General features: G+C 65.3%; 23 protein-coding genes and 1 other RNA gene. 9 read left to right on the top strand and 15 right to left on the bottom strand.

Annotated features, from left to right (window positions below):
• The first annotated feature begins 42 nt into the window (after positions 1-42).
• Positions 43-255 carry a DUF1127 domain-containing protein gene (locus BKY27_RS14040; RefSeq protein ID WP_071675126.1) on the top strand — a complete coding sequence of 71 codons (213 nt, stop codon included), beginning with the start codon at positions 43-45 and terminating at the stop codon, positions 253-255.
• A gap of 141 nt (positions 256-396) precedes the next feature.
• Positions 397-1,137, top strand: coding sequence for a Bax inhibitor-1/YccA family protein (locus tag BKY27_RS14035; protein ID WP_071675125.1), 741 nt, complete (start codon positions 397-399; stop codon positions 1,135-1,137).
• 146 nt (positions 1,138-1,283) lie between these two features.
• Here the strand turns inward: BKY27_RS14035 and rpmG are convergent, their stop codons facing one another.
• The 7 genes from rpmG to gatC all read right to left on the bottom strand — a co-directional run bounded on the left by rpmG (position 1,284) and on the right by gatC (position 6,482).
• Positions 1,284-1,451: a 50S ribosomal protein L33 gene (gene rpmG / locus BKY27_RS14030; protein ID WP_007799108.1), complete on the bottom strand. Its 168-nt coding sequence runs from the start codon at positions 1,449-1,451 to the stop codon at positions 1,284-1,286.
• A gap of 94 nt (positions 1,452-1,545) precedes the next feature.
• Positions 1,546-2,832 carry a chromate efflux transporter gene (gene chrA / locus BKY27_RS14025; RefSeq protein ID WP_071675124.1) on the bottom strand — a complete coding sequence of 429 codons (1,287 nt, stop codon included), beginning with the start codon at positions 2,830-2,832 and terminating at the stop codon, positions 1,546-1,548.
• An 80-nt stretch (positions 2,833-2,912) separates the two neighbouring features.
• Positions 2,913-3,309: RNase P RNA component class A (gene rnpB, locus BKY27_RS14020), an RNA gene on the bottom strand.
• A gap of 34 nt (positions 3,310-3,343) precedes the next feature.
• Positions 3,344-4,009 carry an N-acetylmuramoyl-L-alanine amidase gene (locus BKY27_RS14015; protein ID WP_071675123.1) on the bottom strand — a complete coding sequence of 222 codons (666 nt, stop codon included), beginning with the start codon at positions 4,007-4,009 and terminating at the stop codon, positions 3,344-3,346.
• Positions 4,006-4,668 (bottom strand): hypothetical protein, encoded by a 663-nt coding sequence (locus tag BKY27_RS14010; RefSeq protein WP_233491846.1) that lies wholly within the window; start codon positions 4,666-4,668, stop codon positions 4,006-4,008. Before BKY27_RS14010 ends, BKY27_RS14015 begins: the two co-directional genes overlap by 4 nt.
• A 48-nt stretch (positions 4,669-4,716) precedes the next feature.
• Complete coding sequence (gatA, locus tag BKY27_RS14005; protein WP_071675121.1) at positions 4,717-6,195, bottom strand: Asp-tRNA(Asn)/Glu-tRNA(Gln) amidotransferase subunit GatA; 1,479 nt, start codon at positions 6,193-6,195, stop codon at positions 4,717-4,719.
• A complete protein-coding gene (gene gatC, locus BKY27_RS14000) occupies positions 6,195-6,482 on the bottom strand; it encodes an Asp-tRNA(Asn)/Glu-tRNA(Gln) amidotransferase subunit GatC (RefSeq protein WP_071675120.1) in 288 nt (95 codons plus the stop codon). The genes gatA and gatC overlap by 1 nt, the downstream gene beginning before the upstream one ends.
• A gap of 162 nt (positions 6,483-6,644) precedes the next feature.
• Between gatC and BKY27_RS13995 the strand changes: the two genes are divergently transcribed.
• The gene (locus BKY27_RS13995) at positions 6,645-7,337 is read left to right on the top strand and encodes a metal-dependent hydrolase (RefSeq protein WP_071675119.1); all 693 of its coding nucleotides are present in this window, start codon (positions 6,645-6,647) and stop codon (positions 7,335-7,337) included.
• Positions 7,338-7,374: 37 nt separating this feature from the next.
• On the opposite strand, the gene BKY27_RS13990 is transcribed toward BKY27_RS13995, so the two are convergent.
• On the bottom strand, positions 7,375-7,854 hold the full coding sequence (locus BKY27_RS13990; RefSeq protein ID WP_071675176.1) for a nucleoside deaminase: 480 nt from the start codon (positions 7,852-7,854) through the stop codon (positions 7,375-7,377).
• A gap of 51 nt (positions 7,855-7,905) precedes the next feature.
• Here BKY27_RS13990 and BKY27_RS13985 point away from each other — a divergent pair, with 51 nt between their 5' ends.
• Positions 7,906-8,742 (top strand): pseudouridine synthase, encoded by an 837-nt coding sequence (locus BKY27_RS13985; RefSeq protein WP_084667978.1) that lies wholly within the window; start codon positions 7,906-7,908, stop codon positions 8,740-8,742.
• Positions 8,743-8,774: 32 nt separating this feature from the next.
• On the opposite strand, the gene BKY27_RS13980 is transcribed toward BKY27_RS13985, so the two are convergent.
• The 3 genes from BKY27_RS13980 to BKY27_RS13970 all read right to left on the bottom strand — a co-directional run bounded on the left by BKY27_RS13980 (position 8,775) and on the right by BKY27_RS13970 (position 11,104).
• Positions 8,775-9,302 (bottom strand): hypothetical protein, encoded by a 528-nt coding sequence (locus BKY27_RS13980; protein ID WP_071675118.1) that lies wholly within the window; start codon positions 9,300-9,302, stop codon positions 8,775-8,777.
• Between the two features lie 264 nt (positions 9,303-9,566).
• Positions 9,567-10,187: an inner membrane-spanning protein YciB gene (locus tag BKY27_RS13975; RefSeq protein WP_071675117.1), complete on the bottom strand. Its 621-nt coding sequence runs from the start codon at positions 10,185-10,187 to the stop codon at positions 9,567-9,569.
• Between the two features lie 14 nt (positions 10,188-10,201).
• Positions 10,202-11,104, bottom strand: a complete 903-nt coding sequence (locus tag BKY27_RS13970) for an EamA family transporter (RefSeq protein WP_071675116.1) — start codon at positions 11,102-11,104, stop codon at positions 10,202-10,204.
• A 69-nt stretch (positions 11,105-11,173) separates the two neighbouring features.
• On the opposite strand from BKY27_RS13970, the gene BKY27_RS13965 reads away from it, so the two are divergent.
• Positions 11,174-11,665 (top strand): MgtC/SapB family protein, encoded by a 492-nt coding sequence (locus tag BKY27_RS13965; RefSeq protein WP_071675115.1) that lies wholly within the window; start codon positions 11,174-11,176, stop codon positions 11,663-11,665.
• 3 nt (positions 11,666-11,668) lie between these two features.
• On the opposite strand, the gene ftsY is transcribed toward BKY27_RS13965, so the two are convergent.
• Positions 11,669-12,763, bottom strand: coding sequence for a signal recognition particle-docking protein FtsY (gene ftsY / locus BKY27_RS13960; RefSeq protein ID WP_071675114.1), 1,095 nt, complete (start codon positions 12,761-12,763; stop codon positions 11,669-11,671).
• A 61-nt stretch (positions 12,764-12,824) separates the two neighbouring features.
• Positions 12,825-13,478, bottom strand: a complete 654-nt coding sequence (locus BKY27_RS13955; RefSeq protein WP_071675113.1) for a lysoplasmalogenase family protein — start codon at positions 13,476-13,478, stop codon at positions 12,825-12,827.
• A 117-nt stretch (positions 13,479-13,595) separates the two neighbouring features.
• Between BKY27_RS13955 and BKY27_RS13950 the strand changes: the two genes are divergently transcribed.
• Positions 13,596-14,615 (top strand): alkane 1-monooxygenase, encoded by a 1,020-nt coding sequence (locus BKY27_RS13950; protein WP_071675112.1) that lies wholly within the window; start codon positions 13,596-13,598, stop codon positions 14,613-14,615.
• On the opposite strand, the gene xseA is transcribed toward BKY27_RS13950, so the two are convergent.
• Positions 14,612-16,162 (bottom strand): exodeoxyribonuclease VII large subunit, encoded by a 1,551-nt coding sequence (gene xseA / locus BKY27_RS13945; RefSeq protein WP_071675111.1) that lies wholly within the window; start codon positions 16,160-16,162, stop codon positions 14,612-14,614. The genes BKY27_RS13950 and xseA overlap by 4 nt on opposite strands.
• Before the next feature lie 113 nt (positions 16,163-16,275).
• Here xseA and purD point away from each other — a divergent pair, with 113 nt between their 5' ends.
• Positions 16,276-17,544, top strand: coding sequence for a phosphoribosylamine--glycine ligase (purD, locus tag BKY27_RS13940; protein ID WP_071675110.1), 1,269 nt, complete (start codon positions 16,276-16,278; stop codon positions 17,542-17,544).
• Positions 17,545-17,743: 199 nt separating this feature from the next.
• Positions 17,744-18,742, top strand: a complete 999-nt coding sequence (locus BKY27_RS13935; RefSeq protein WP_071675109.1) for an AraC family transcriptional regulator — start codon at positions 17,744-17,746, stop codon at positions 18,740-18,742.
• Positions 18,743-18,808: 66 nt separating this feature from the next.
• On the opposite strand, the gene BKY27_RS13930 is transcribed toward BKY27_RS13935, so the two are convergent.
• Positions 18,809-19,684: a ribokinase gene (locus BKY27_RS13930; protein ID WP_071675108.1), complete on the bottom strand. Its 876-nt coding sequence runs from the start codon at positions 19,682-19,684 to the stop codon at positions 18,809-18,811.
• A gap of 160 nt (positions 19,685-19,844) precedes the next feature.
• Between BKY27_RS13930 and argC the strand changes: the two genes are divergently transcribed.
• Positions 19,845-20,753, top strand: coding sequence for an N-acetyl-gamma-glutamyl-phosphate reductase (gene argC / locus BKY27_RS13925; RefSeq protein WP_071675107.1), 909 nt, complete (start codon positions 19,845-19,847; stop codon positions 20,751-20,753).
• The last annotated feature ends 6 nt before the right edge of the window (positions 20,754-20,759 follow it).

Here is a 20,759-nt window from a genome sequence, read left to right as displayed (position 1 = left end):
ATCAAACTCACGCCGATCTTCACGAAATTGAAAGCTTCCACCATGGCCCACGTTCTCACCTCCCCCCGCTTTTCCGCCCCCTTCGGCACTCTCGCCCTCGTCCGCATCCAGGCAGGCCTTGCAGCATGGCGTCAGCGCCGCGCGCTTGTCCGGCTGGACGACAATGCCCGCCGTGACCTTGGCCTGACCGAGGCGGATGTCGCGCGCGAGACCTCTCGTCCCGTCTGGGACGTGCCGCAGCGCTGGCTGATGTGATCACGCAAAAGATTTCGCTCTAAAAAGACGCTCTCTCCCTGTCTGGCGAATCTTGAAATAGCGCCCCGCCTTCCCGATATTAGGGAGAAGGTGGGGCGTTTTTCGTTTCACCACTCAACATATGCCTTTCTGGAGGAATAGATGGCTGAATTCGACACGATGCGCGCACGCGCGGGCGGCATCAGTGCCGCACAGATTGACGAGGGCCTGCGCGCCCACATGAACAAGGTCTACGGGACGATGTCCGTTGGCCTGCTGGTAACCGCTGGCGCTGCATGGGGTATCGGCACATCGCCCGCCATGCTGGCAATTTTCCGCGACCCGGCGACGCTGCAACCCAATATCCTTGGGTGGGCCGTCATGTTCGCGCCCCTCCTCATGGTGTTTGCCTTCGGCGCCATGATCAACCGCATCTCTGCGGCCGGTGCTCAACTGTTCTTCTACGCCTTCTCGGCGGTGATGGGCATCTCGATCAGCTGGATCTTCTCGGTCTTCACCGGCATCTCCATCGTGCAGACCTTCCTGATCACCGCGATCGCCTTCGCGGGGCTCAGCCTGTATGGCTACACCACGAAGAAGAACCTCTCGGGCCTCGGCACTTTCCTGATGATGGGCCTGATCGGTATCATTGTCGCGTCGATCGTGAACATCTTTCTTGCCAGTTCGGCGTTGCACTTCGTCATCTCGGTTCTGGGCGTCCTGATCTTCGCGGGCCTGACCGCCTACGACACCCAGTCGATCAAGAACGAGTATGTCGAACACGCCCGCCACATGGACGAGGAATGGCTTGGCAAGTCGGCAATCATGGGCGCGTTGCGCCTCTACCTCGACTTCATCAACCTGTTCATGTTCCTGCTGCAGTTCCTCGGCAATCGCAACTGACCGGGCTGAGCCGCTTCGAAACGTCAAGGGCCGGGGTCATCCCCGGCCCTTTTTCCATGCGCAGTTCATCGTCCGACCCGCCAAAGAAAAAGGCCGCGTCTGAAACCAGCGCGACCCTTTTCGGCAGACACCTGAAGGCGATCAAATCACTTGATCTTGCCTTCCTTGTACTCGACATGCTTGCGCACGACGGGATCATATTTGCGCACGGTCATCTTTTCCGTCATCGTACGCGCGTTTTTCTTGGTCACGTAGAAGTGGCCGGTGCCCGCCGTGGAATTCAGGCGGATCTTGATGGTGGTCGGCTTCGCCATGTTAAACTCCTGCAAAGCGGGGCGCGCGCGCCGCGTCGGCCCTTGCGCTCATGTCTCTGGTTGAGCGTGCCTTTTACCGTGGTGCGGCGGGGTGTCAACCGAAAAGCGGCACAATCCCAAGCTGCCAGAGCACGCCACAAGCCGCCAATACGGGCAGCACCGCCAGCAAGTCCCATTTGCGGACCAACAGCAAAACGCCAGCCAGAAAAGCCAGCAAAATCGCCCCCGGATCGACGCTGGAAAGCTGCGGCAGCCACACGGCGGCGGGGCCGACACCGACCTGCGCCACCTCGCCGAACAAGACATGCAGCCCAAACCAGAGCGAAAGATTCAGAATCACCCCCACCACGGCGGCAGTGATGCCGGACAGCGCGCCGTTCAGGCGCGGCTGCGCGGTAATCCATTCGACATAGGGCGCGAAGGCAAAAATCCAAAGGAAACAGGGCACGAAAGTGACCCACAGCGTGACCAGTGCCGCCAGCACCCCAAAGCCAAGCCCCCCCTGCCCGGCCCCGGCCAGAAAGCCCACGAACTCTGTCACCAGGATCAGCGGTCCTGGCGTCGTCTCGGCCAATCCGAGCGCGTCCATCATCTGCCCCGTGGTCAGCCAGCCGAAATCGCCGACCACTTGCTGCACCATGTAGGCCAGCACGGCATAGGCCCCGCCAAAGGTCACCACCGCGAGCTTGGCAAAGAACAACCCCACTTCGGTCAACACCGCCGTGGGGGCAATCACCCATAACGCCAGCACGGGCAGCAACCACAGCCCGCCCCAGACCAGCACGGTGCTCAGCGTTCCGCGCCAAGCGACCGGGGCTGCGGGGGTTTCTTCGGTCGCCCGCCCCATGGCGAGTGCCCCCACCCCAGCCGCAGCCGCGATGATCACGGGAAACGGCAGGTTGAAGGCAAACAACCCGAGGAAGGCCAGCCCAGCCAGACCATAGGGCAACCGGCCCTTCAATGCCTTGCGACTGACACGCAACAGGGCCTCGACGACCACCACCATCACCGTGGCCTTGATTCCGAGGAAAAGCGACGAGACCAGCGGCACCTGCCCGAAACGAACGTAGAGCGCGGCAAGCGCCATCACCACCACCGCACCGGGCAGGATGAACAACCCGCCCGCGATCAGCCCACCCTGCGTGCCGCGCAGTCGCCAGCCCGCATAGGTGGCCAGTTGCATCGCCTCGGGCCCGGGCAGCAGCATCGAGAAAGACAGCGCGCCAAGGAATTGCCGTTCGCTCAACCATGGCCGCACCTCGACCAGTTCCCGATGCATCAACGCGATCTGCGCGGCCGGGCCACCGAAGGACAACAGCCCGATGCGCCCGAAAACGCGGATCAACTGGGCCAGCGGATGGGAGGACGGGTCGTGTGTCATCGCGCCTGTCTAACGGATGATCCATGACGGGGGAATGACAGATCGCCCACCGTCCGGGGGGCCGAAAACGTCAGGAAAATATGCGCGGAGGGCCTGTAAGCCGGATTTTGTTCCCCGGGTTCCCCCGGTTCGATGACCATTCCTCTAGGCCAGCGGTTGCCCGCTGGCTCCAGCTGCCAACCCGGACCTCTCGGGCTGAAGCGTCCCTGTGGCACGCACGCGAGGTCCCTATTTGGCGTTGCTCCCGGTGGGGCTTGCCGTGCCGCCCCTGTTGCCAGCGGCGCGGTGGTCTCTTACTCCACCGTTTCACCCTTACCCATGGGGGGTATCGGTTGCCCGACCCGTCCATGGGCGGTCTGTTTTCTGTGGCGCTTTCCGTCGGATTGCTCCGCCCGGGCGTTACCCGGCACCGTTGCTTCAGGGAGTCCGGACTTTCCTCGGACAGGTTGCCCTGCCCGCGGCCATCCGGCCCTCCGCGCGAGCGGCATGTAGGGGCGGGCCATCGGTAAGGTCAAGCCCCGTTCGCGGGGAACCTGTCGGCGAGATCGCAGATCAGCCCCATATCGCGGATATCCAGTGGTCCCGCGTGACGGGGTCGGAAGCGCAGGCGCACCGTGGCCAGCAACAACTCAAAGGGCACCTCGCGAGGGTAGCCAAAGCGTTCTGCGGCGGCCCGAAAGGCCCTTTCATCTGGCGCAATCCCCCCGGTCGGGCCTGGCCAGACCGCCAGCCCCTGCCGTGCCAGACGCCGCCAGTCAAAGCGGGGGCCGGGGTCGATCTTGCGCCCCGGAGCCATGTCGGAATGCGCGATGACGCCCTTGGCCGGAACCTTCCAGCGGGACAGGATGCCGGACAGCAAGACCTCCAGCGCCGCGATCTGGCGCGCCGCGAACGGGGTGGCCCCGGTATTGGCCAGTTCGATCCCGATAGAGCGGGAATTGACGTCGCCGCGTCCGCCCCACTCCCCCGCCCCCGCGTGCCATGCCCGCATCGGCTCGGGGACGAGTTCCAGAACCTCGCCCGTCTCGGAAATCAGGTAATGGGCCGAAACCTCACGCGCCGGATCGCAAAGCGCCCGGGCCGCGGCGTCGCAACTGTCCATCGCGGTGTAGTGCAAGACCACCAGTTCGGGCCGCAGCCCGGCCCGTCGCGCACCGAAATTGGGAGAGCGGCTCACTGTCCCTGCGCAGCAGCCGTTGCGGCGTTACGATAGACGGTGGGATCCCATCCGCAGGCATAACCGTCGCCATCGGGGTCCAGCGCCTGCCGGTCACGTCCGGGGCCGCCCATTCGCAAGAATGCCTCCTGCGCAAGGTCATCCGACCGGTAGGACAGGCAGTTGCGCTCGTGCCGGGCACCCGCCGCCAAATTCATGCGTCGATACATTTGCTGGCCAACGGGATGGCTGGTGGACAGGGCATACTGGATGATATTCGGTCCGGTCGAGTCGGGCCGCTCGGGCACGGCGGTCGGCGCCACCTCGACCCGCTGTTCCTGCATCCGGCGCAGGCGTTCGGCGTCGCTCTCGATGCTTTCGCGTTCCGATACGGCGCCGAAATCCTGCTCATCCGAAATGGCCACATGCGCGGTGCCGACCGGGGGGGCGGCGGCAGTGGCCTGACCTGATTCAGCCGCGGCAATCGCGCCTTCGGCCAACGCGGAGATTTCAGCCTCCGACCGCTCTGCCGGGGGCAGCACCGTCTGGGGTTGGCCGGTTCCGCGCAGGGCAGCTTCGCGCGCAGCCCGGTCCTGGGAATAGTCGGAAAAGCCCACGCCGCGTGAATCATCGGGCTGGGACGCACAGGCCCCAAGCATCAGGACAGCAAGGCCCGTCATCGCAATCGTCCGCATTCGCCCAACCTCACTCTCGCGTTTCGGCGGTGTCTACCACCATTTCGCGGGCTTCGCCACAAAGCCGGCGGCCTGTTCCATGGCGTAGGCGGTGTTCAGCAGATCACCCTCTTCCCACGGACGGCCGATCAGTTGCAGCCCAAGCGGCAGGCCCTGTGCATCGAGCCCGGCGGGCACGGCAATGCCCGGCAGACCGGCAAGGTTCACGGTCACGGTAAAGACGTCGTTGAGATACATCTCGACCGGGTCCGACACGTCCTTGCCCAGTTCAAAGGCCGCCGACGGCGTGGCGGGGGTCAGGATGCTGTCCACGCCAGCGGCAAAAACATCCTCGAAATCCTTCTTGATCAACGCACGCACCTTGCGGGCCCGGTTGTAATAGGCATCGTAAAAGCCCGCCGACAGGACGTAGGTGCCGATCATCACGCGGCGCTGCACCTCGGCTCCGAAGCCCTCGGCGCGGGTCTTTTCATACATCTCGGTAATGCCGTCGCCTTGCGCCAGCTTGGCGCGATGGCCAAAACGCACCCCGTCATAGCGTGCGAGATTCGAGGACGCCTCTGCCGGGGCCACCACGTAATAGGCGGGCAGCGCGTATTTGGTGTGCGGCAGACTGATATCGCGGATCTCGGCACCCGCATCGCGCAGCATTTCGGCGCCGTCGTGCCAAAGCTTTTCGATCTCGGCGGGCATACCCTCCATCCGGTATTCCTTGGGAATTCCGATCACCTTGCCGCGGATATCACCGGTCAGCATCGCTTCGAAATCCGGCACCGCCATGTCGGCGGAAGTGCTGTCCTTGGGATCGTGGCCCATCATCGCCGCGCCCATGATCGCCGCGTCGCGCACGGTCTTGGTCATCGGGCCAGCCTGATCGAGCGAGCTTGCAAACGCCACGATGCCCCAACGCGAGCAGCGCCCGTAGGTGGGTTTCAAACCCACGGTGCCGGTGAAGGCCGCAGGCTGGCGGATCGAGCCACCGGTGTCGGTTCCGGTCGCGGCGAGGCAGAGGTCGGCAGCCACGGCAGACGCCGACCCGCCAGACGAACCGCCGGGCGTCAGCAGGTCGTCACCGGTCTTCCACGGGTTCACCGCGTTGCCGTAAACGCTGGTCTCGTTCGAGCTGCCCATGGCGAACTCGTCCATGTTGAGCTTGCCGAGCATGACCGACCCGGCATCCTTCAGCTTGCCCGAAACAGTCGATTCATACTGCGGCAGGAAGCCTTCGAGGATTTTGGATGCGGCCTGCGACGGCACGCCCTCGGTGCAGAACAAATCCTTTATGCCCACCGGGATGCCGCACATGTCAGGCGCGTCGCCTGCCTTGATGCGGGCGTCGGCGGCCTTGGCGCGCTCCAGCGCGATCTCGGGCGTCTTGTGCACGAAGGCGCCAAGCGCATCCGCCCCGTCGATCGCCGACAGGCAGCTTTCGGTCAACGCAACCGAGGTGGTCTCGCCCTTGCGCAGCGCGTCGCGCGCCTCGGCAATGGTCAGTTTGTTCAGGTCAGACATTATTCAACCACCTTCGGAACCGCGAAAAAACCCTCGCGCGCATCGGGCGCGTTTGCCAGAACCTTGCCCTGTTGGTTGCCATCGGTGACCGCGTCCTCGCGCCGTGTCAGGCGCATCGGCGTGACCGAGGTCATCGGCTCGACATCATCCACGTTCAGCTCTTGAAGCTGTTCGATGAAACCGAGGATGGCGTTGAATTCTCCTGCCAGCGCGGGCAGATCCTGGTCTTCCACCTTGATCCGCGCGAGTTTCGCGACGCGGGCGGCGGTGTCGATGTCGATGGACATGGGGCCGGGTCCCTTCGGGCTTGGGCTGTCTTGATCGCGCTCGGGTTTAAAGCCCCACGCGCGTGGCCGCAAGCGCCGGAACGCCGCCCCGTTGCGGAATCCGGTTTGACGAGCGCCGCGCCACCGCTACCCTGTTACGAAAGACAGCGACAGGAGGGTTTCATGAATATCATCTGGCTAGGCCACGGCAGTTTCCGCATCGAGATCGCAGGGCAGGTCTTGCTGGTCGATCCGTGGTTCACCGGCAACCCCCTCTTCCCCGAGGCCAGGAAGGCCGAGGCCATCGACGGGGCCACGCATATACTGTTGACCCACGCCCATTTCGATCATGTTGCCGACACGCTCGACCTTGCGCGCGAAAAGAAGATCCCGGTGGTGGGCCAGTTCGACCTGATGTCGTTCTGGCAAGAGCACGAGCATATCGAGACCGTCGGCTTCAACAAGGGCGGCACGGTGCAGTTGGGCGATGTCGCCGTAACCATGGTGAACGCGCTGCATTCGTCCAGCTTCGGCATGCCGGACGGGCCGAAATGGGGGGGCACCGAATGCGGGTTCATGATCGCGGGCGAAGGCCGCACGATCTATTTCTCGGGCGACACGGACGTGATGTCGGACATGAAGATCTTCAACGATCTGCATGCGCCCGATATCGGCATTCTGTCGGCGGGGGGGCATTTCACAATGGACATGAAACGCGCGGCCTACGCGGCCAAGACCTTCTTCAACTTCAAGACCCTGATCCCCTGCCACTACCGCACCTTCCCGATCCTCGAACAATCGGCGGAAACATTGGCAGCGGCCCTGCCGGACGTCGATGTGGTCGAGCCACAAGTGCTGGAGGCGATCACGATCTGACATGGTCAGGGCGGCGTGGCGTCAAGGCAGCGCCGGATCAGGCCGGTCGATCGGGCGCCCCTTCGCCCCGGCGCTTTGCGAAAAAGTCGCGCAGCAACTCCGACGCCTCGCGTTCACCGATGCCGCAGTAGACGTCGGGCTTGTGATGGGCTTGCGGGTGGTCGAACACCCGCGGCCCCTGAGCCACGCCGCCAGACTTGGGGTCCGCCGCCCCGTAGTAGAGCCGGGCAATGCGCGCCGCGCTGATTGCACCGGCGCAGGCCGGGCACGGCTCGAGCGTGACGTAAAGATCGCAGCCGGTCAGCCGTTCCGAGCCGAGCGTCGCGCACGCCGCGCGAATGGCCAGCATCTCGGCATGGGCCGTCGGGTCGCGCAGTTCACGCATCCGGTTGCGGGTTTTCGCCAGCACTGTTCCATCTGGGCCGACCACCACCGCGCCGACAGGCACTTCGCCAGCCTCCGCCGCGGCCCGCGCTTGGTCCATGGCACGCGCCATATGGCTTGTGAAACCGCTCATACCCTTCCTTTGCCGCTTTCCAAGCCGCTGTCAAACCGCTAGGTCCAGCCCATGAGCACCAACACCCCAGACGGCGACCGCATCGCCAAGGTTCTGTCCCGCGCGGGTATCGCCAGCCGCCGCGAGGCCGAGCGCATGATCGAGGCCGGGCGCGTGACCGTGAACGGCAAGAAAATCGACAGCCCGGCGCTGAACGTGACCGAGAGCGACACCATCACCGTTGACGGCAAGGAGGTCGGCACCCCCGACCGCCCGCGACTGTGGCTGTACCACAAGCCGACCGGTCTTGTGACCACCACCAGCGACGAGAAGGGCCGCGAAACGGTCTTCGACAAGCTGCCCGAGGGGATGCCGAGGGTGATGAGCGTCGGGCGCCTCGACCTCAATTCCGAGGGGCTTTTGCTGCTGACCAATGATGGCGGGGTCAAGCGCAAGCTGGAATTGCCCTCGACCGGCTGGCTGCGCAAATACCGCGTCCGGGTCAAGGGCACCCCCAAGGACGAAGATCTGGCGCCGCTGCGCAAAGGGGTCACCATCGAAGGCGAGCGTTTTCAGCCCATGGACGTGACGCTTGACCGCCAACAGGGTGCGAATGCGTGGCTGACCGTCGGCCTGCGCGAAGGCAAGAACCGCGAAATTCGCCGCGCCATGGGCGAAGTGGGGCTGGATGTGAACCGGCTGATCCGGGTCAGCTACGGCCCCTTCCGGCTGAATGAGCTGAAACCCGGCGCAGTCGAGGAAATCAAGCCCAAGGTCTTGCGCGATCAACTGGGAATCGACCTGCCGGAAGGCCATGCCGAGGCGAAGAAAAAACCCACGCGCCCCCCTGCCCGGAAGGTCGTGAAAGCCCCCGGAAAGGCCCCAAGGGGCCCCAAACGCGGCCGGTGATCCAGCTGACCGTGGGGAGTGGTCACATAACCCTAATACCCGCGCCGCCCACATTGCGCATAGTCGGCGAAGGCCCCGCCGTCTGAATCGGTCAGTCCTGTCATCCGGGTCTGTCCATTGCCGTATCCACCGGGATCGGCACTCGGGCCATTGTCGCAATCGGTGTAACCCGTCTGGGTCGGGCCAAAGCGCCCGCAGCCTTGGGCGTCGGCGAATTGCCCCCAGTCGGAATCCGAAAACCCGGTTCGGGACAGACAGCGCCCGGCCTGACTGCCGCCGCCATAGGTGTCATGGCCCGGAAGGCCCTGATTTCCACCATGCCCGGCAGGCGGCCCATAGGTGCCTTGCGAGTTGTAATTGGGATCGCATTCCACGCCATAGCATTCGGTCTGTGGGATAAAGACCTGCGCCCGCAGCGAAGCAGGACGTCCGATCAGGGCACTTGCGCCAAGCAGCGACAGACCGCGTAGCAACCGCCGTCGCCCAATCTTTCGTGAAACAATGTCATCATCGGTCAAGGTGGCCCGATCGGGCTGGGTATCAATGTCGTCGGCACTCATGGATTTTCCTCCCCAGCAATACAGGAGACGGTGACCAGCCGCGACATTGGAGCGACACCGCTCTCCGTCAGAAATCGCTCAAATATCCTTCGAACCTAACCAGTATAGCAGCAAAGGCACCGCTTGTTTAGCATTTCCGGTTACTGACCAGGGTGCCTCCTGGCCTGCCCGCTTGGACCAGCCACAGCACAACAGTCCACGATTGCAGGATTCTTCGGGCCAGGCCCGCCCGGTTGACTGGTTCCCGATCTTGGGCTTCGGGGGTTAAGGGCGGGTCTCGCCCTCGTCCTTGCCGGGGTCGATCATGTAGCGCTCGAACAGCTTGGCCTGGGCCATGAAGACCACGAAGAGGAACCCGGGAAGGACAAAGGTTTCGAACGGCACCCAGACCTCGGTGGTTTGGGTGCGCCAGACGATCTCGTTCGCGGCGGCCATGACGGCAAAGGCTGCTGCCAGCCGCCGGGTCAGGATCATCCAGCCCTCGCGCTTCATGGGCAGCATCTCGCCCATCACGAATTCAAGCCAGCTTTCCCGACGCAACAAGCCGATCCCCAGCAAGATCACGAAAAAGGAATAGACCAGCGTCGTCTTCATCTTGAAAAAACGTTCGTCGTCAAACCAGACGGTCAGCCCGCCGAAGACCACGACAAGGACGGCGGTGAATATCTGCATCCGGCTGAGCCGCCCGGTCAGTTTCCACAGCGCCGCGATAGAGGCCAGCAAGAGCGGCACGAACCCCGCCGTCACCACGATGAAGCCACTATAGTCATGCCCGCCAATGGTAAAGGTTTCGTCCTTCAGCCACAGATAGGCGACGAAGAACAGGACCGGTGGCCCCAGTTCCAATGCGCTTTTCAGATACGGGTTGACCTTCACTTCGTCCATAATCGGGGCCTTTCCTAACCGCCCATCTCAACTATCACCGCCCCCGCCGCGATCAACCCCATAAGGGCCAATCGGCGCGGGCCGACCCGTTCGCCCAGCATCAGCCAGCCGATAAGGGCGGAAAACACGGTCGAGGTTTCGCGCAGGACCGCCGCCTGCCCCACCTGGTCCAGCCGGGTCGCCAGCATGATAGACCCGAAGCTGACCACCGCGACAACCGCGCCGATCATACCGCGCAGGGCAAGCGGCCAGAAGGCGGGCGGCGCGGGCATTCGGCGAAAGGCGTAATAGGCCACGACCGGCATGGTGATTCCGTCGAGGAAAAAGAACCATGCAAGGAAGGTAAAGGGATCGGCCGTCGCACGAATGCCATAGGCATCATAGGTGGTATAGGCCGCCACGAAGAGCCCGGTCAGCACCGCCAGCCATAGGGCGGGCACCAACGTTTCCCGCGCCACGGTGATGGTGCGCAGGTTATACAGCGCCAGCCCGTAGATCCCCGAGAGCAGCGTCACCACCCCGATCCACTGTTGCAGGCTGAAATGCTCGCCAAAGAAGATTGTGGCCCCGACCACCGCGAAAAGCGGCCCGGTGCCGCGCATGACCGGATACACCACGGTATAGGCCCCCCGCTTGTAGCTGGAGACCTGCGCCGCCTTGTAGCCGATATGGATCAGCATCATCAGCCCGAAGATCGGCCACATGTGCGGCTCGGGCCACGGCACCACGAACAGGGCGACAGGTGCGGCCAACAGACCATAGCTTGCGTCGATGATCCCGCGCGACAGCAGCGGATCGTGCCGCCCCTTCTGCAACGCCCCGAAAATCGCGTGCAAGAGCGCCGCCAGCAGCGCCAGCCCGGTTGCCAGTGTCGCCCCAAGGGGCGTTCCAGCAATGGACACCAGCCACGCGCTCATGCCCTGCCCCCTCGACAGGTCAGATGCCCGGCGCTACCGATAGGGTCCGACCAGCGGCACGAGGCCCCCATGGCGACCGACCTGTTCAACGACTTCCTGCACCCATTTGACGCGCTGCCCTTCTCGGTGCTGTCGCTTCGACTGATCGCCGCGATGGTGCTTGGTGGCGCGATTGGCTGGGAACGCGAGATGCACCAGAAATCCGCCGGGTTCCGCACCCACCTGCTGATGGCTCTGGCGGCTTGTCTGGTCACGCTTCTGGGCTTCGACATCATTGCAGGCGCCACCCAGCAAGCCGCCGCCGATGGCCTGCGCGCCGATCCCTTACGCATCATCAACGCGGTCACGGCGGGCCTGGGGTTCCTGGCGGCGGGCGTGATCATCCATGGCAGCGGCACCGTGCACGGGCTGACCACCGGGGCGAGCATGTGGTTGTCCGGGGCCATCGGCATGGTCTGCGGCGCGGGCCGCCTTCCGCTTGCGATCCTTGCCACGGTGATGGTGCTCATCGTTCTCTGGCTGCTCCGAAAAACGGAACACCTGCGCGGCAACGGAAATTAGCGCTCACCCTTCGGCCCCTGTCAGGGCATTGGCGAAATCGGTTGGATCGAAGGGCGCGAGGTCGTCGATCTGTTCGCCCACGCCGATGGCATGGATCGGTAGACCGAACTTGTCGGCCAGAGCCACCAGAACGCCGCCCTTGGCGGTGCCGTCGAGTTTCGTCATCACAAGACCCGAGACATCGGCCATCTTCTGGAAAGTCTCGACCTGAGACAGTGCGTTCTGACCCGTGGTCGCGTCCAGCACCAGCAGCGTGTTATGCGGCGCGTCGGGGTCTTTCTTGCGGATCACGCGGACGATCTTGGCCAGTTCCTCCATAAGGTCGGCGCGGTTCTGCAACCGGCCCGCCGTGTCGATCATCAAAAGATCGGCGCCCTCGTTCTCGGCCTTGGTCATTGCGTCAAAGGCCAGCGCGGCGGGGTCTGACCCTTCCGGCGCGGTCAGAACCGGAACCCCGGCCCGGTCGCCCCAGATCTGCAACTGCTCGACCGCTGCCGCGCGGAAGGTGTCGCCTGCCGCGATCACCACCGATTTGCCAGCGGCCTTGAATTGGCTGGCGAGCTTGCCAATGGTCGTGGTCTTGCCCGAGCCGTTGACACCCACGACCAAAACCACCTGTGGTGTCTTGGGATAGATCGGCAGCGGGCGGGCCACCGGCTCCATGATCCGGGCTATTTCGTGGCTGAGCAGCCCCTTGATGTCAGCCGCCGTCATCATCCGGCCAAAGCGCCCCTCGGCCATGTTCGCCGTCACCCGCATCGCGGTTTCAACCCCCATGTCGGCGGTAATCAGCAGCTCTTCCAGCTCTTCCAGCATGTCATCGTCGAGCGCCCGGCGCGGGGCCGCGCTGCGCCCCATGAGCCGCCCGACAAGACCGGGTTTCGCATCTGGTGTGGCCTGTGGCTCGGGCACCGCGATCGGGTCGGGCTTGGCCGCATCCTGTGGGGCGGGCGACGGTCGCCGGTCGTCTGCCTCTGGCCCGCGGTCAGGGTCTTGCGGCGAGTCGACCGCGCCGTCCTCGATGATCGCATCCAACCCTTCGTCGAGCTTCGACGAGGACTTGAACATGCGGTCCTTGAGTTTCTTGAAGAACGACATCGCGGCAACTCCCACTGGTGGTTGGTTCCACCTAATACGGCCCGCACCAAAGGAAAAGGGCCTAGCCGCCCACCCAGACCATCCCCATCAGAATGCCCGCCTGCCCCAGCCAGTAGAGCGGCCACACCAGATGCGCGGCGATGCGGGCCTGTCGGCTGCCGTCTGCCAGCCGGAAGAGGCCGACGGCCAGCACAAGGTCAGAAGCCACGAACAGCCCGGCCCCGAAGATCGCCACCCCCTGCGCCGCCGGCAGGTGGAGCGCGGCGATGCCCATGGCGGTGATGATCACCACATAGGCCGCCACAGCCCGCGACAGCGCTCCGGTGAAGGGCAACAGCCAGATCGGCGTGGACAGTGCCATGGCGACCAGCGCCCCAACCCCTAGCCAGCGCGGCGCATTCAAGGCGGTCGGGGACAACGCATCGGGCACGGCCGCGAACAGCCACGCATAGACCAGATGCGCGGCGGCAAAGCTGACCAGCCCAATCAGGAAGGCCCGCTCGCCCGCGCGCGACAGGGCGAAATCCCCAAGCGCCCCGAGGGCAAGGCCAAGCGCCAGCCAAGGGGCGCCCGTCAGCAACGCGGCTAGGGCAAAGAGCGCCACCGGCACAGTCTTCAGCCCCGAGCGAAGCGCCCCGACCGGGGCCGGGACAAAGCCTTGGTAAACCACCGCCACGCAGGCCCCGAGACCTGCCGCTATCATCGCCGCTGTCATGATGTCTCCCTCTTTGCCCCACCCTGCCCGCGACACGCCCCTGCGAACAAGTGCGCCCTTGCGTTACCCCATGGCTCTGGCACTCTGCGCGTCAATAATCCTGCCGGAGACCCGCCGATGCACACATGGCGCTATGCCCTTGCCACTCTGCCACCGCTGGCCCTGCTGTTGCTGGCCGCACTCTTCGGCGGTTGGTGGGCGGCGGCAGCCTTGGTCTGGCTGACCTTGCTGGCCGCCGGGCTGGATCATCTGCTGGCACCACCGCCGGGCGGCGACCCGCACGAGCCTGCGGCGGATACCCTTTCTGCTGCGCTGGCACTCGGGCATCTGGCCCTGTTGATCCTCACTGTCCGCGCCTTTGGCGATGCAACCCGCAGCATCGGGGAAACCGTCACGCTCTTGTTCGGCACGGCCAGCTTTCTGGGGCAGATCAGCCACCCGAACGCGCATGAATTGATCCACCGCAGCCCCCGCGTCCTGCGCCGCCTTGGCGCGGCGGTCTATGTCACGATGCTGTTCGGCCACCATGTCTCGGCCCATCGGCTGGTGCATCACGTCCATGTCGGCACACCGAGCGACCCCAACACACCGCGCCCGGCCGAGTCCTTCTGGGCCTTCCTGCCACGCGCGTGGCTGCACTCTTTTGCCGCCGGACTGGCCGCGGAACGCCGCCGCGGCGCGCGACGCTTGCAAGGCCCGAACCCCTATCTCTGGTATGTCGGGGGCGGCGTGCTGACCCTTGCCCTGGCCTACACCCTTGGCGGCGCGGGTGGCCTGACCGGCCAGCTTGGCCTTGGCCTCTTGGCGGGCGGTCAAGTTCTGCTGTCGGACTACATCCAGCACTATGGCCTGTATCGCCAGCCTTTGCCCGATGGCCGGTTGGAACCCGTTGGTCCGCGCCATAGCTGGAACGCGCCGCGCGGGTTCACGTCCTTCCTGATGGTCAACGCACCCTCGCATTCCGACCACCACATGCACCCGGCAACGCCTTATGACGCGCTGGAAATGCCCGCCGACGCGCCGCGCCTGCCGTGGTCGCTGCCGATCATGGCAATGCTGGCCTTGATGCCGCGCCAATGGCGGCGGATCATGGACAAGCGGGCCGACAAGGTGATGGCCGAAGGACCGCGCGGCTAGAACAGGCTGCCTTGATCGGGGGCTTCCTTTGCGCTGCGGGTCTTGGCCTTCGCAGGGCCGGTCTCTGCCAATACGCCCAGTTTGCCATCGGAAAACTCGATGTCCAACCGCGCATGGCCCTCGGCATCCGCCTTGCGGGTCACAACGCCATCGCCCGTGCGCACAACGGCATAGCCGCGTTTCAGCGTTTCGGTGTAGCCAAGCGTCTGGCGCAACCGGTCCAGCGACTCCAACCGGTCCTTGCGCGCCGCAACGCCCTGTTCGGCGGTTCGGACAAACCGCGCCGACAGGTCATCGAAGCGCTGCCGGTCGCGGGCGGTGCGATCGGCCAGCCGCTGCGGGCTCATCCTGGCGGCCAGTTTTCCCAACCCGTCCCGCCGTTGCCACAACCCGTAGGACAGCCGCGCAGGGGACAGGCCCGCCTCGGCCCGGCCAAGCTCCACTCGCCGTTTGGACACCCCCCGTTCCAACGCCGGGGCCAGCCGCGCGGCCTGCGTTTCGTATTGCATCCGCCGTTTCTGCGTCAGCGCCCGCAAGGCCGGATCAAGGCCGGACCCCAGCCAATCCAGTCGCTGCCGCGCCGCTTCCACCAAGGCTTCTGGCCGGGGCAACCCGCGCGCCAGATCGCCCAAGCGTTGTCGCCGCAGCCGCACCGCCTGCGTTGTCGCATAGGTCAGCCGCGCGCCCTGATCGCCCACCCAGTTCAGCAGGTCCAGCCGCACCGGCACCGCCATCTCGGCCGCAGCCGTGGGGGTCGGCGCGCGCCGGTCTGCGGCGTAGTCGATCAGCGTCGTGTCCGTCTCGTGCCCCACGGCGGAAATCAGCGGGATGGCGCTTTCCGCCGCCGCCCGCACGACGATTTCCTCGTTGAAGCCCCATAGGTCTTCCAACGATCCGCCCCCGCGCGCCACGATCAGCAGATCGGGCCGGGGCAACCGCCCCGCGGGCAACGCGTTGAAGCCGCGGATCGCGCGGGCCACTTCCGGTGCGCAGTTCTGCCCCTGCACCGCCACCGGCCAGATCAGCACCTTGCGCGGGAACCGGTCCCGCAAGCGGTGCAGGATATCGCGGATCACCGCGCCCGAAGGCGAGGTCACGACCCCGATCACCTCGGGCAGGAAGGGCAGCGCCTGCTTGCGCTCTTCAGAAAACAGTCCCTCTGCCGTCAGGGCCTGCTTGCGCTTTTCCAGCATCGCCATCAGCGCGCCCATGCCAGCGGGGCGGATGTCCTCGATCACCAACTGGTATTTCGACTGACCGGGAAAGGTCGTCATTCGCCCTGTGGCGATCACTTCCATTCCCTCTTCGGGCTGGGTCGCCAGACGCGCCGAAACACCCTTCCAGATGACACTGGCCAGAACCGAGCGGTCATCCTTCAGGTCAAGGTAAACATGCCCCGACCGGGGCCGCGACAACCGCCCGATCTCACCGCGCACACGGACATGGGAAAACGCCCCCTCGATCGAGCGTTTGACCGCCCCCGAAAGTTCGGAAACCGTGAATTCCGGGGCGTTGCCCGGTTCGTCGTCGTCCAGCAAATCACTCATGCGCGAGACCCTAGCGCCCGGCCTTTCCGGGGGCCAGCCCAAAGCGCCTTGCTTGTATGCCCCGCCTGCATTCGCTAGGAGACCTCAGGATTTCCAGACGAGGGACACGGGCCGTGAATATTCTGATCCTTGGCAGCGGCGGGCGCGAACATGCGCTGGCATGGGCGGTGTTGCAAAACCCCAAATGCGACAAGCTGATCGTGGCCCCGGGGAATGGCGGCATCGAAACCATCGCGCAATGCGCGGCGATCAATGCCGAGGACACGGGCGCGGTGCTGGACCTCTGCGCCGAGGAAGCCATTGATTTCGTTATCATCGGCCCGGAAGCGCCGCTGGCAGCAGGCGTCGCTGACGCCCTGCGTGACGCCGGTATCCTGACCTTCGGCCCGTCGAAAGCGGCAGCGGAACTGGAGGCCTCCAAAAGCTTTACCAAGGCGATCTGCGACGCCTCGAACGCCCCCACGGCGGCCTATGCCCGGTTCACCGAGGCAGGCCCGGCCAAGGACTATATCCGTGCCCGAGGCGCGCCGATCGTGGTCAAGGCCGACGGGCTGGCCGCGGGCAAGGGCGTGATCGTGGCGATGGACCAGGAAACCGCGCTTGCCGCCATCGACGACATGTTCGGCGGGGCCTTTGGCGGGGCGGGCGCGGATGTGGTGATCGAGGAATTCCTCGACGGTGAAGAGGCCAGCTTTTTCGTGCTGTCGGACGGCACATCCGTGCTGCCCATCGGCACCGCGCAGGACCACAAGCGCGCCTATGATGGCGACGAAGGGCCCAACACCGGGGGCATGGGCGCCTACTCTCCCGCGCCGGTGATGACGGATGCTATCATTCGGAAAACAATGGAAGAAATCATCGAGCCGTCGATGGCGGAAATGGCGAAACGGGGGGCGCCTTTCCAGGGGGTTCTGTTTGCCGGGCTGATGATCAAGGACGGGCAGCCGAAGCTAATTGAATACAACGTGCGCTTTGGCGATCCCGAGTGCCAATGCCTGATGCTGCGCCTAGGCGCGCAGGCGCTGGACCTGATGCTGGCCACCGCCGAGGGGCGTCTGGCCGAGATGGCCGTCAACTGGGCCGATGACCATGCGATGACCGTGGTCATGGCGGCCAAAGGCTATCCCGGACCCTATGAAAAAGGCACAGAGATCAATGGGTTGAGCGCTATTGCTGAGACAAGCCACGAGATGTGTTTTCACGCGGGCACCACCCGGAGGGACGGCAAATTGCTGGCCACGGGGGGGCGGGTTCTGGCCCTGACGGCGCGCGGGGACAGCCTGCAAGAGGCGCGCGACCGGGCTTATGCGATGGTGGAGCAGGTGGACTGGCCAGAGGGGTTCAACCGCACCGATATTGGCTGGCGCGCGCTGTCCGATTAGGGCGTTTCGAGGCCGAAACAGGCCGTCGTCGCCCCGCGTACACCCCCTGTACACCCCCTGTGCACCGTTTTGGCGATTTTTCGCGACGACGAACCAGGGCCTCGGGGCCGGTTTTGCAAGCGAGTTGGCGGGATTTGCCAGTGACCCACCCCTGCCGTCGGGGATAGGCTGCGCCTTGAAACTGGCAAGGACGCAGGTGATGGCCCCGACCGACAGATACCCTTTCGCCAAATCCATGATGCTTTTGTGCCGGGCGCTGCGGATCGACCCGCAGCGGGTGCTGCGCCGGGCCGGGATGCCGCCCGACATGCTGGAACACGAGCAGCGCGGAGCAACGGCGCGGCAGGTCTTTGACCTGTGGCGCGCGGCGGAGGCCGAGTTGCGCAGGCCGGAAATGGCCTTCGATCTGGCCATGGCGACCGCGCGGGGCCAATTCGTGCCCGCCGTCTTTGCCTTTGCCTGTAGCCCGACAGTGCAGGTCGGGCTGGAACGGCTGTCGCTGTTCAAGCCGCTGGCAGGGCCGTTCCGGCTGATGGTCGCGCGGCAAGAGGCGGGGCTGCTTCTGGGGTTCGGGTCGGTCGATCCGGCAGAGCCCCTGCCCGACAGCCTGCTGGCCTTCGAGCTGATCTTCCTGGTCAACCTGATCCGCAACCAGACCGGCGAAGAGGTCGTTCCCCGCCGCTTTACCCTGCCCGCCTATCCCGGCGATCCGGCCCGGTTGGCGCGGTTTCTGGGCACGGAAGTGACCTATGGGAACGAGGGCGGCTTGCTGTGGTCGGACGAGGTCGCGCGCTTGCCGTTGATCAGCCATGACGACGACCTTTGGGCGATGTTCGAGCCGCATCTGCAAAGCGCGATGGTTGAAAGCGGTCCGACGCGGTCCACCGCGAAGCGGGTGCGGGCGGCGCTGGTCGAGATGCTGCCGGCGGGCCGTGCGACATCGGGGGCGCTGGCCAGCCATCTGGGCATGAGCACCCGCAGCCTGCATCGGCGGCTGAAGCAAGAGGGCGAGAGTTTCCAATCGGTCCTGAATGCCACCCGAACCGAGCTGTCGCTGCACTACCTGCGGCAACAGGATATCAGCATCGAAGAAATCTCGTACCTGTTGGCGTTTCGTGATCCCAACAGCTTTTACCGCGCGTTTCGCGGCTGGACCGGGATGACGCCGGGCGAGATTCGCGGCCAACGCACCCATTGAGGGCGGGCCGCGCGGGGCAACCGTTGACGCCAGACACGCCCGTGCCCTGACCTTGAACGGGGGGCGTCAGCGGTTGGCACGGGCCGCGAGGAAGGCGTCGACCTCGGCCCCGTCGGGGATCGCCTCGGCCGCGCCAGGGCGGGTCACTTGCAGGGCGGCGGCGGCGGCGGCGCGGGCGAGGCTTTGGGCGATGTCGTGGCCCTGGTCCAGCCCGGCCAGCGCGTAGCCAAGGAAGGTGTCGCCTGCCCCGGTGGTGTCCACCGGCGTGACCGGCAGCGCGGGCACCGCAACATCCTGCCCATCCGCCCGCCACGCTGCGCCTTTTGCGCCGTAGGTGACAAGGCGCGCGGTGCCGGCGAGGGCCTCAGTCGGCAGATCGGCCAGCAATTGGGCCTCTTCGACCTCGTTCACCGACAGGAGGTCGGTGAAGGGCAGGATCTCGCGCACCGCCGCGCTGTCGAAGGGGGCAGCGCAATAGGCGACCTTCAGCCCTTGCGCCTTGGCTTGCCGGGCGGCCTCGACCCCGGCACTGGTCTCGTTTTGCAAAAGCAGCCAATCGCCCGGCACTGCCCCGGCAAGGGCCGCGCCGACCGCCGCCATGCCGATGTGCCGATTGGCGCCGGGAAAGAGAATGATGGCATTTTCCGCCCCGTCGTCGACGGCAATGATCGCGTGACCAGTGGGGGTGGCGCCGCGGGCGATGTGATCGGTGCGCACCCCGGCCTTTGACAGGGCCGCGGCGGTCCAGTCGCCCTCGGGGCCGACCGCGCCGATGTGATGCACAAGCCCCCCCGCCCGCGCGATGGCGATGGACTGGTTCGCGCCCTTGCCGCCCAACCCCGTCACAAGGCTGCGCGCGGCCAGCGTTTCGCCCGGACGGGGCAGATGTGCCATGCGGTAGGTGTGGTCGATATTGATCGAGCCGAGGTTGTAGATCGCCATGCCGGGGCCCTTGTCCTGTCTGCCGAGAGACTAGCCATGGGCCGCCCCGGGGGCCAGTGCGGTTTTTCCGCCCGCGTTGAGCCGGCCTTTCACGTTGAGACCGCGCCCGGAACCGGGTACACGGCGTTGCGACACCAACCAGAACACAGAGGACACGCTCATGACCGCAAAGGTCTTCATCGACGGGGAAGCCGGCACGACCGGTCTGCAAATTCTCGACCGGCTGCAAGGCCGCGAGGATATTACCCTTGTGTCGGTGGATCATGAGCGCCGAAAAGATCCTGCCGCGCGGGCCGACGCCTTTGCCGAGGCGGATGTGGCGATCCTGTGCCTGCCGGACGCGGCGGCGATCGAGGCGGTGACGCTGGCGGGCGATTGCCGGATAATCGACGCCTCGACCGCGCATCGGGTTGCGACGGGCTGGGTTTACGGGATGCCGGAACTGCCCGGCCAGCGCGCGGCCATCGCCAGCGCGCGGCATGTGGCCAATGTGGGCTGCTACGCCACCGGGTCGATTGCACTGATCCGGCCGCTGCGCGATGCGGGCGTTGTGGCCGGGGACGCCGCGCTGACGCTGACCGGCGTGTCGGGCTATACCGGTGGCGGCAAGGCGTTGATCGCCGAGTTCGACGCGGGCACCGCGCCTGATTTCTTCCTCTACGCGCTTGGCCAGGGCCACAAGCATGTGCCCGAGATCATGCACTATGGACGCCTGTCCCGGCAGCCGGCCTTTCAGCCGTCGGTCGGCAATTACGCCCAGGGCATGATCGTGCAACTGCATCTGCGCCGCGAGATGCTGCATGGTGCGCCGGATATTGCCGCGCTGGAGGAGGTGTTCCGCGCCTTCTATGCCGAGGCCGGCTTCATCGACGTGGTGGCCGCGCCGGACCGGTTGGACCCGCGCGCGCTGAACGGCACGAACCGGATGGAAATTTCGGTGCATGGCATGGAAAAGGCGGGAATTTTCACGGTGACCGCGACGCTCGACAACCTTGGCAAGGGCGCGTCGGGGGCGGCGGTGCAGAACCTCAACCTGATGATCGGCGCGGCGGAAGATACCGGCCTGTGATGGATG

This window comes from Nioella nitratireducens (assembly GCF_001879715.1).
GTDB classification, from domain to species: Bacteria; Pseudomonadota; Alphaproteobacteria; order Rhodobacterales; family Rhodobacteraceae; genus Nioella; species Nioella nitratireducens.
This window is presented reverse-complemented; position numbering and strand designations above follow the sequence as displayed.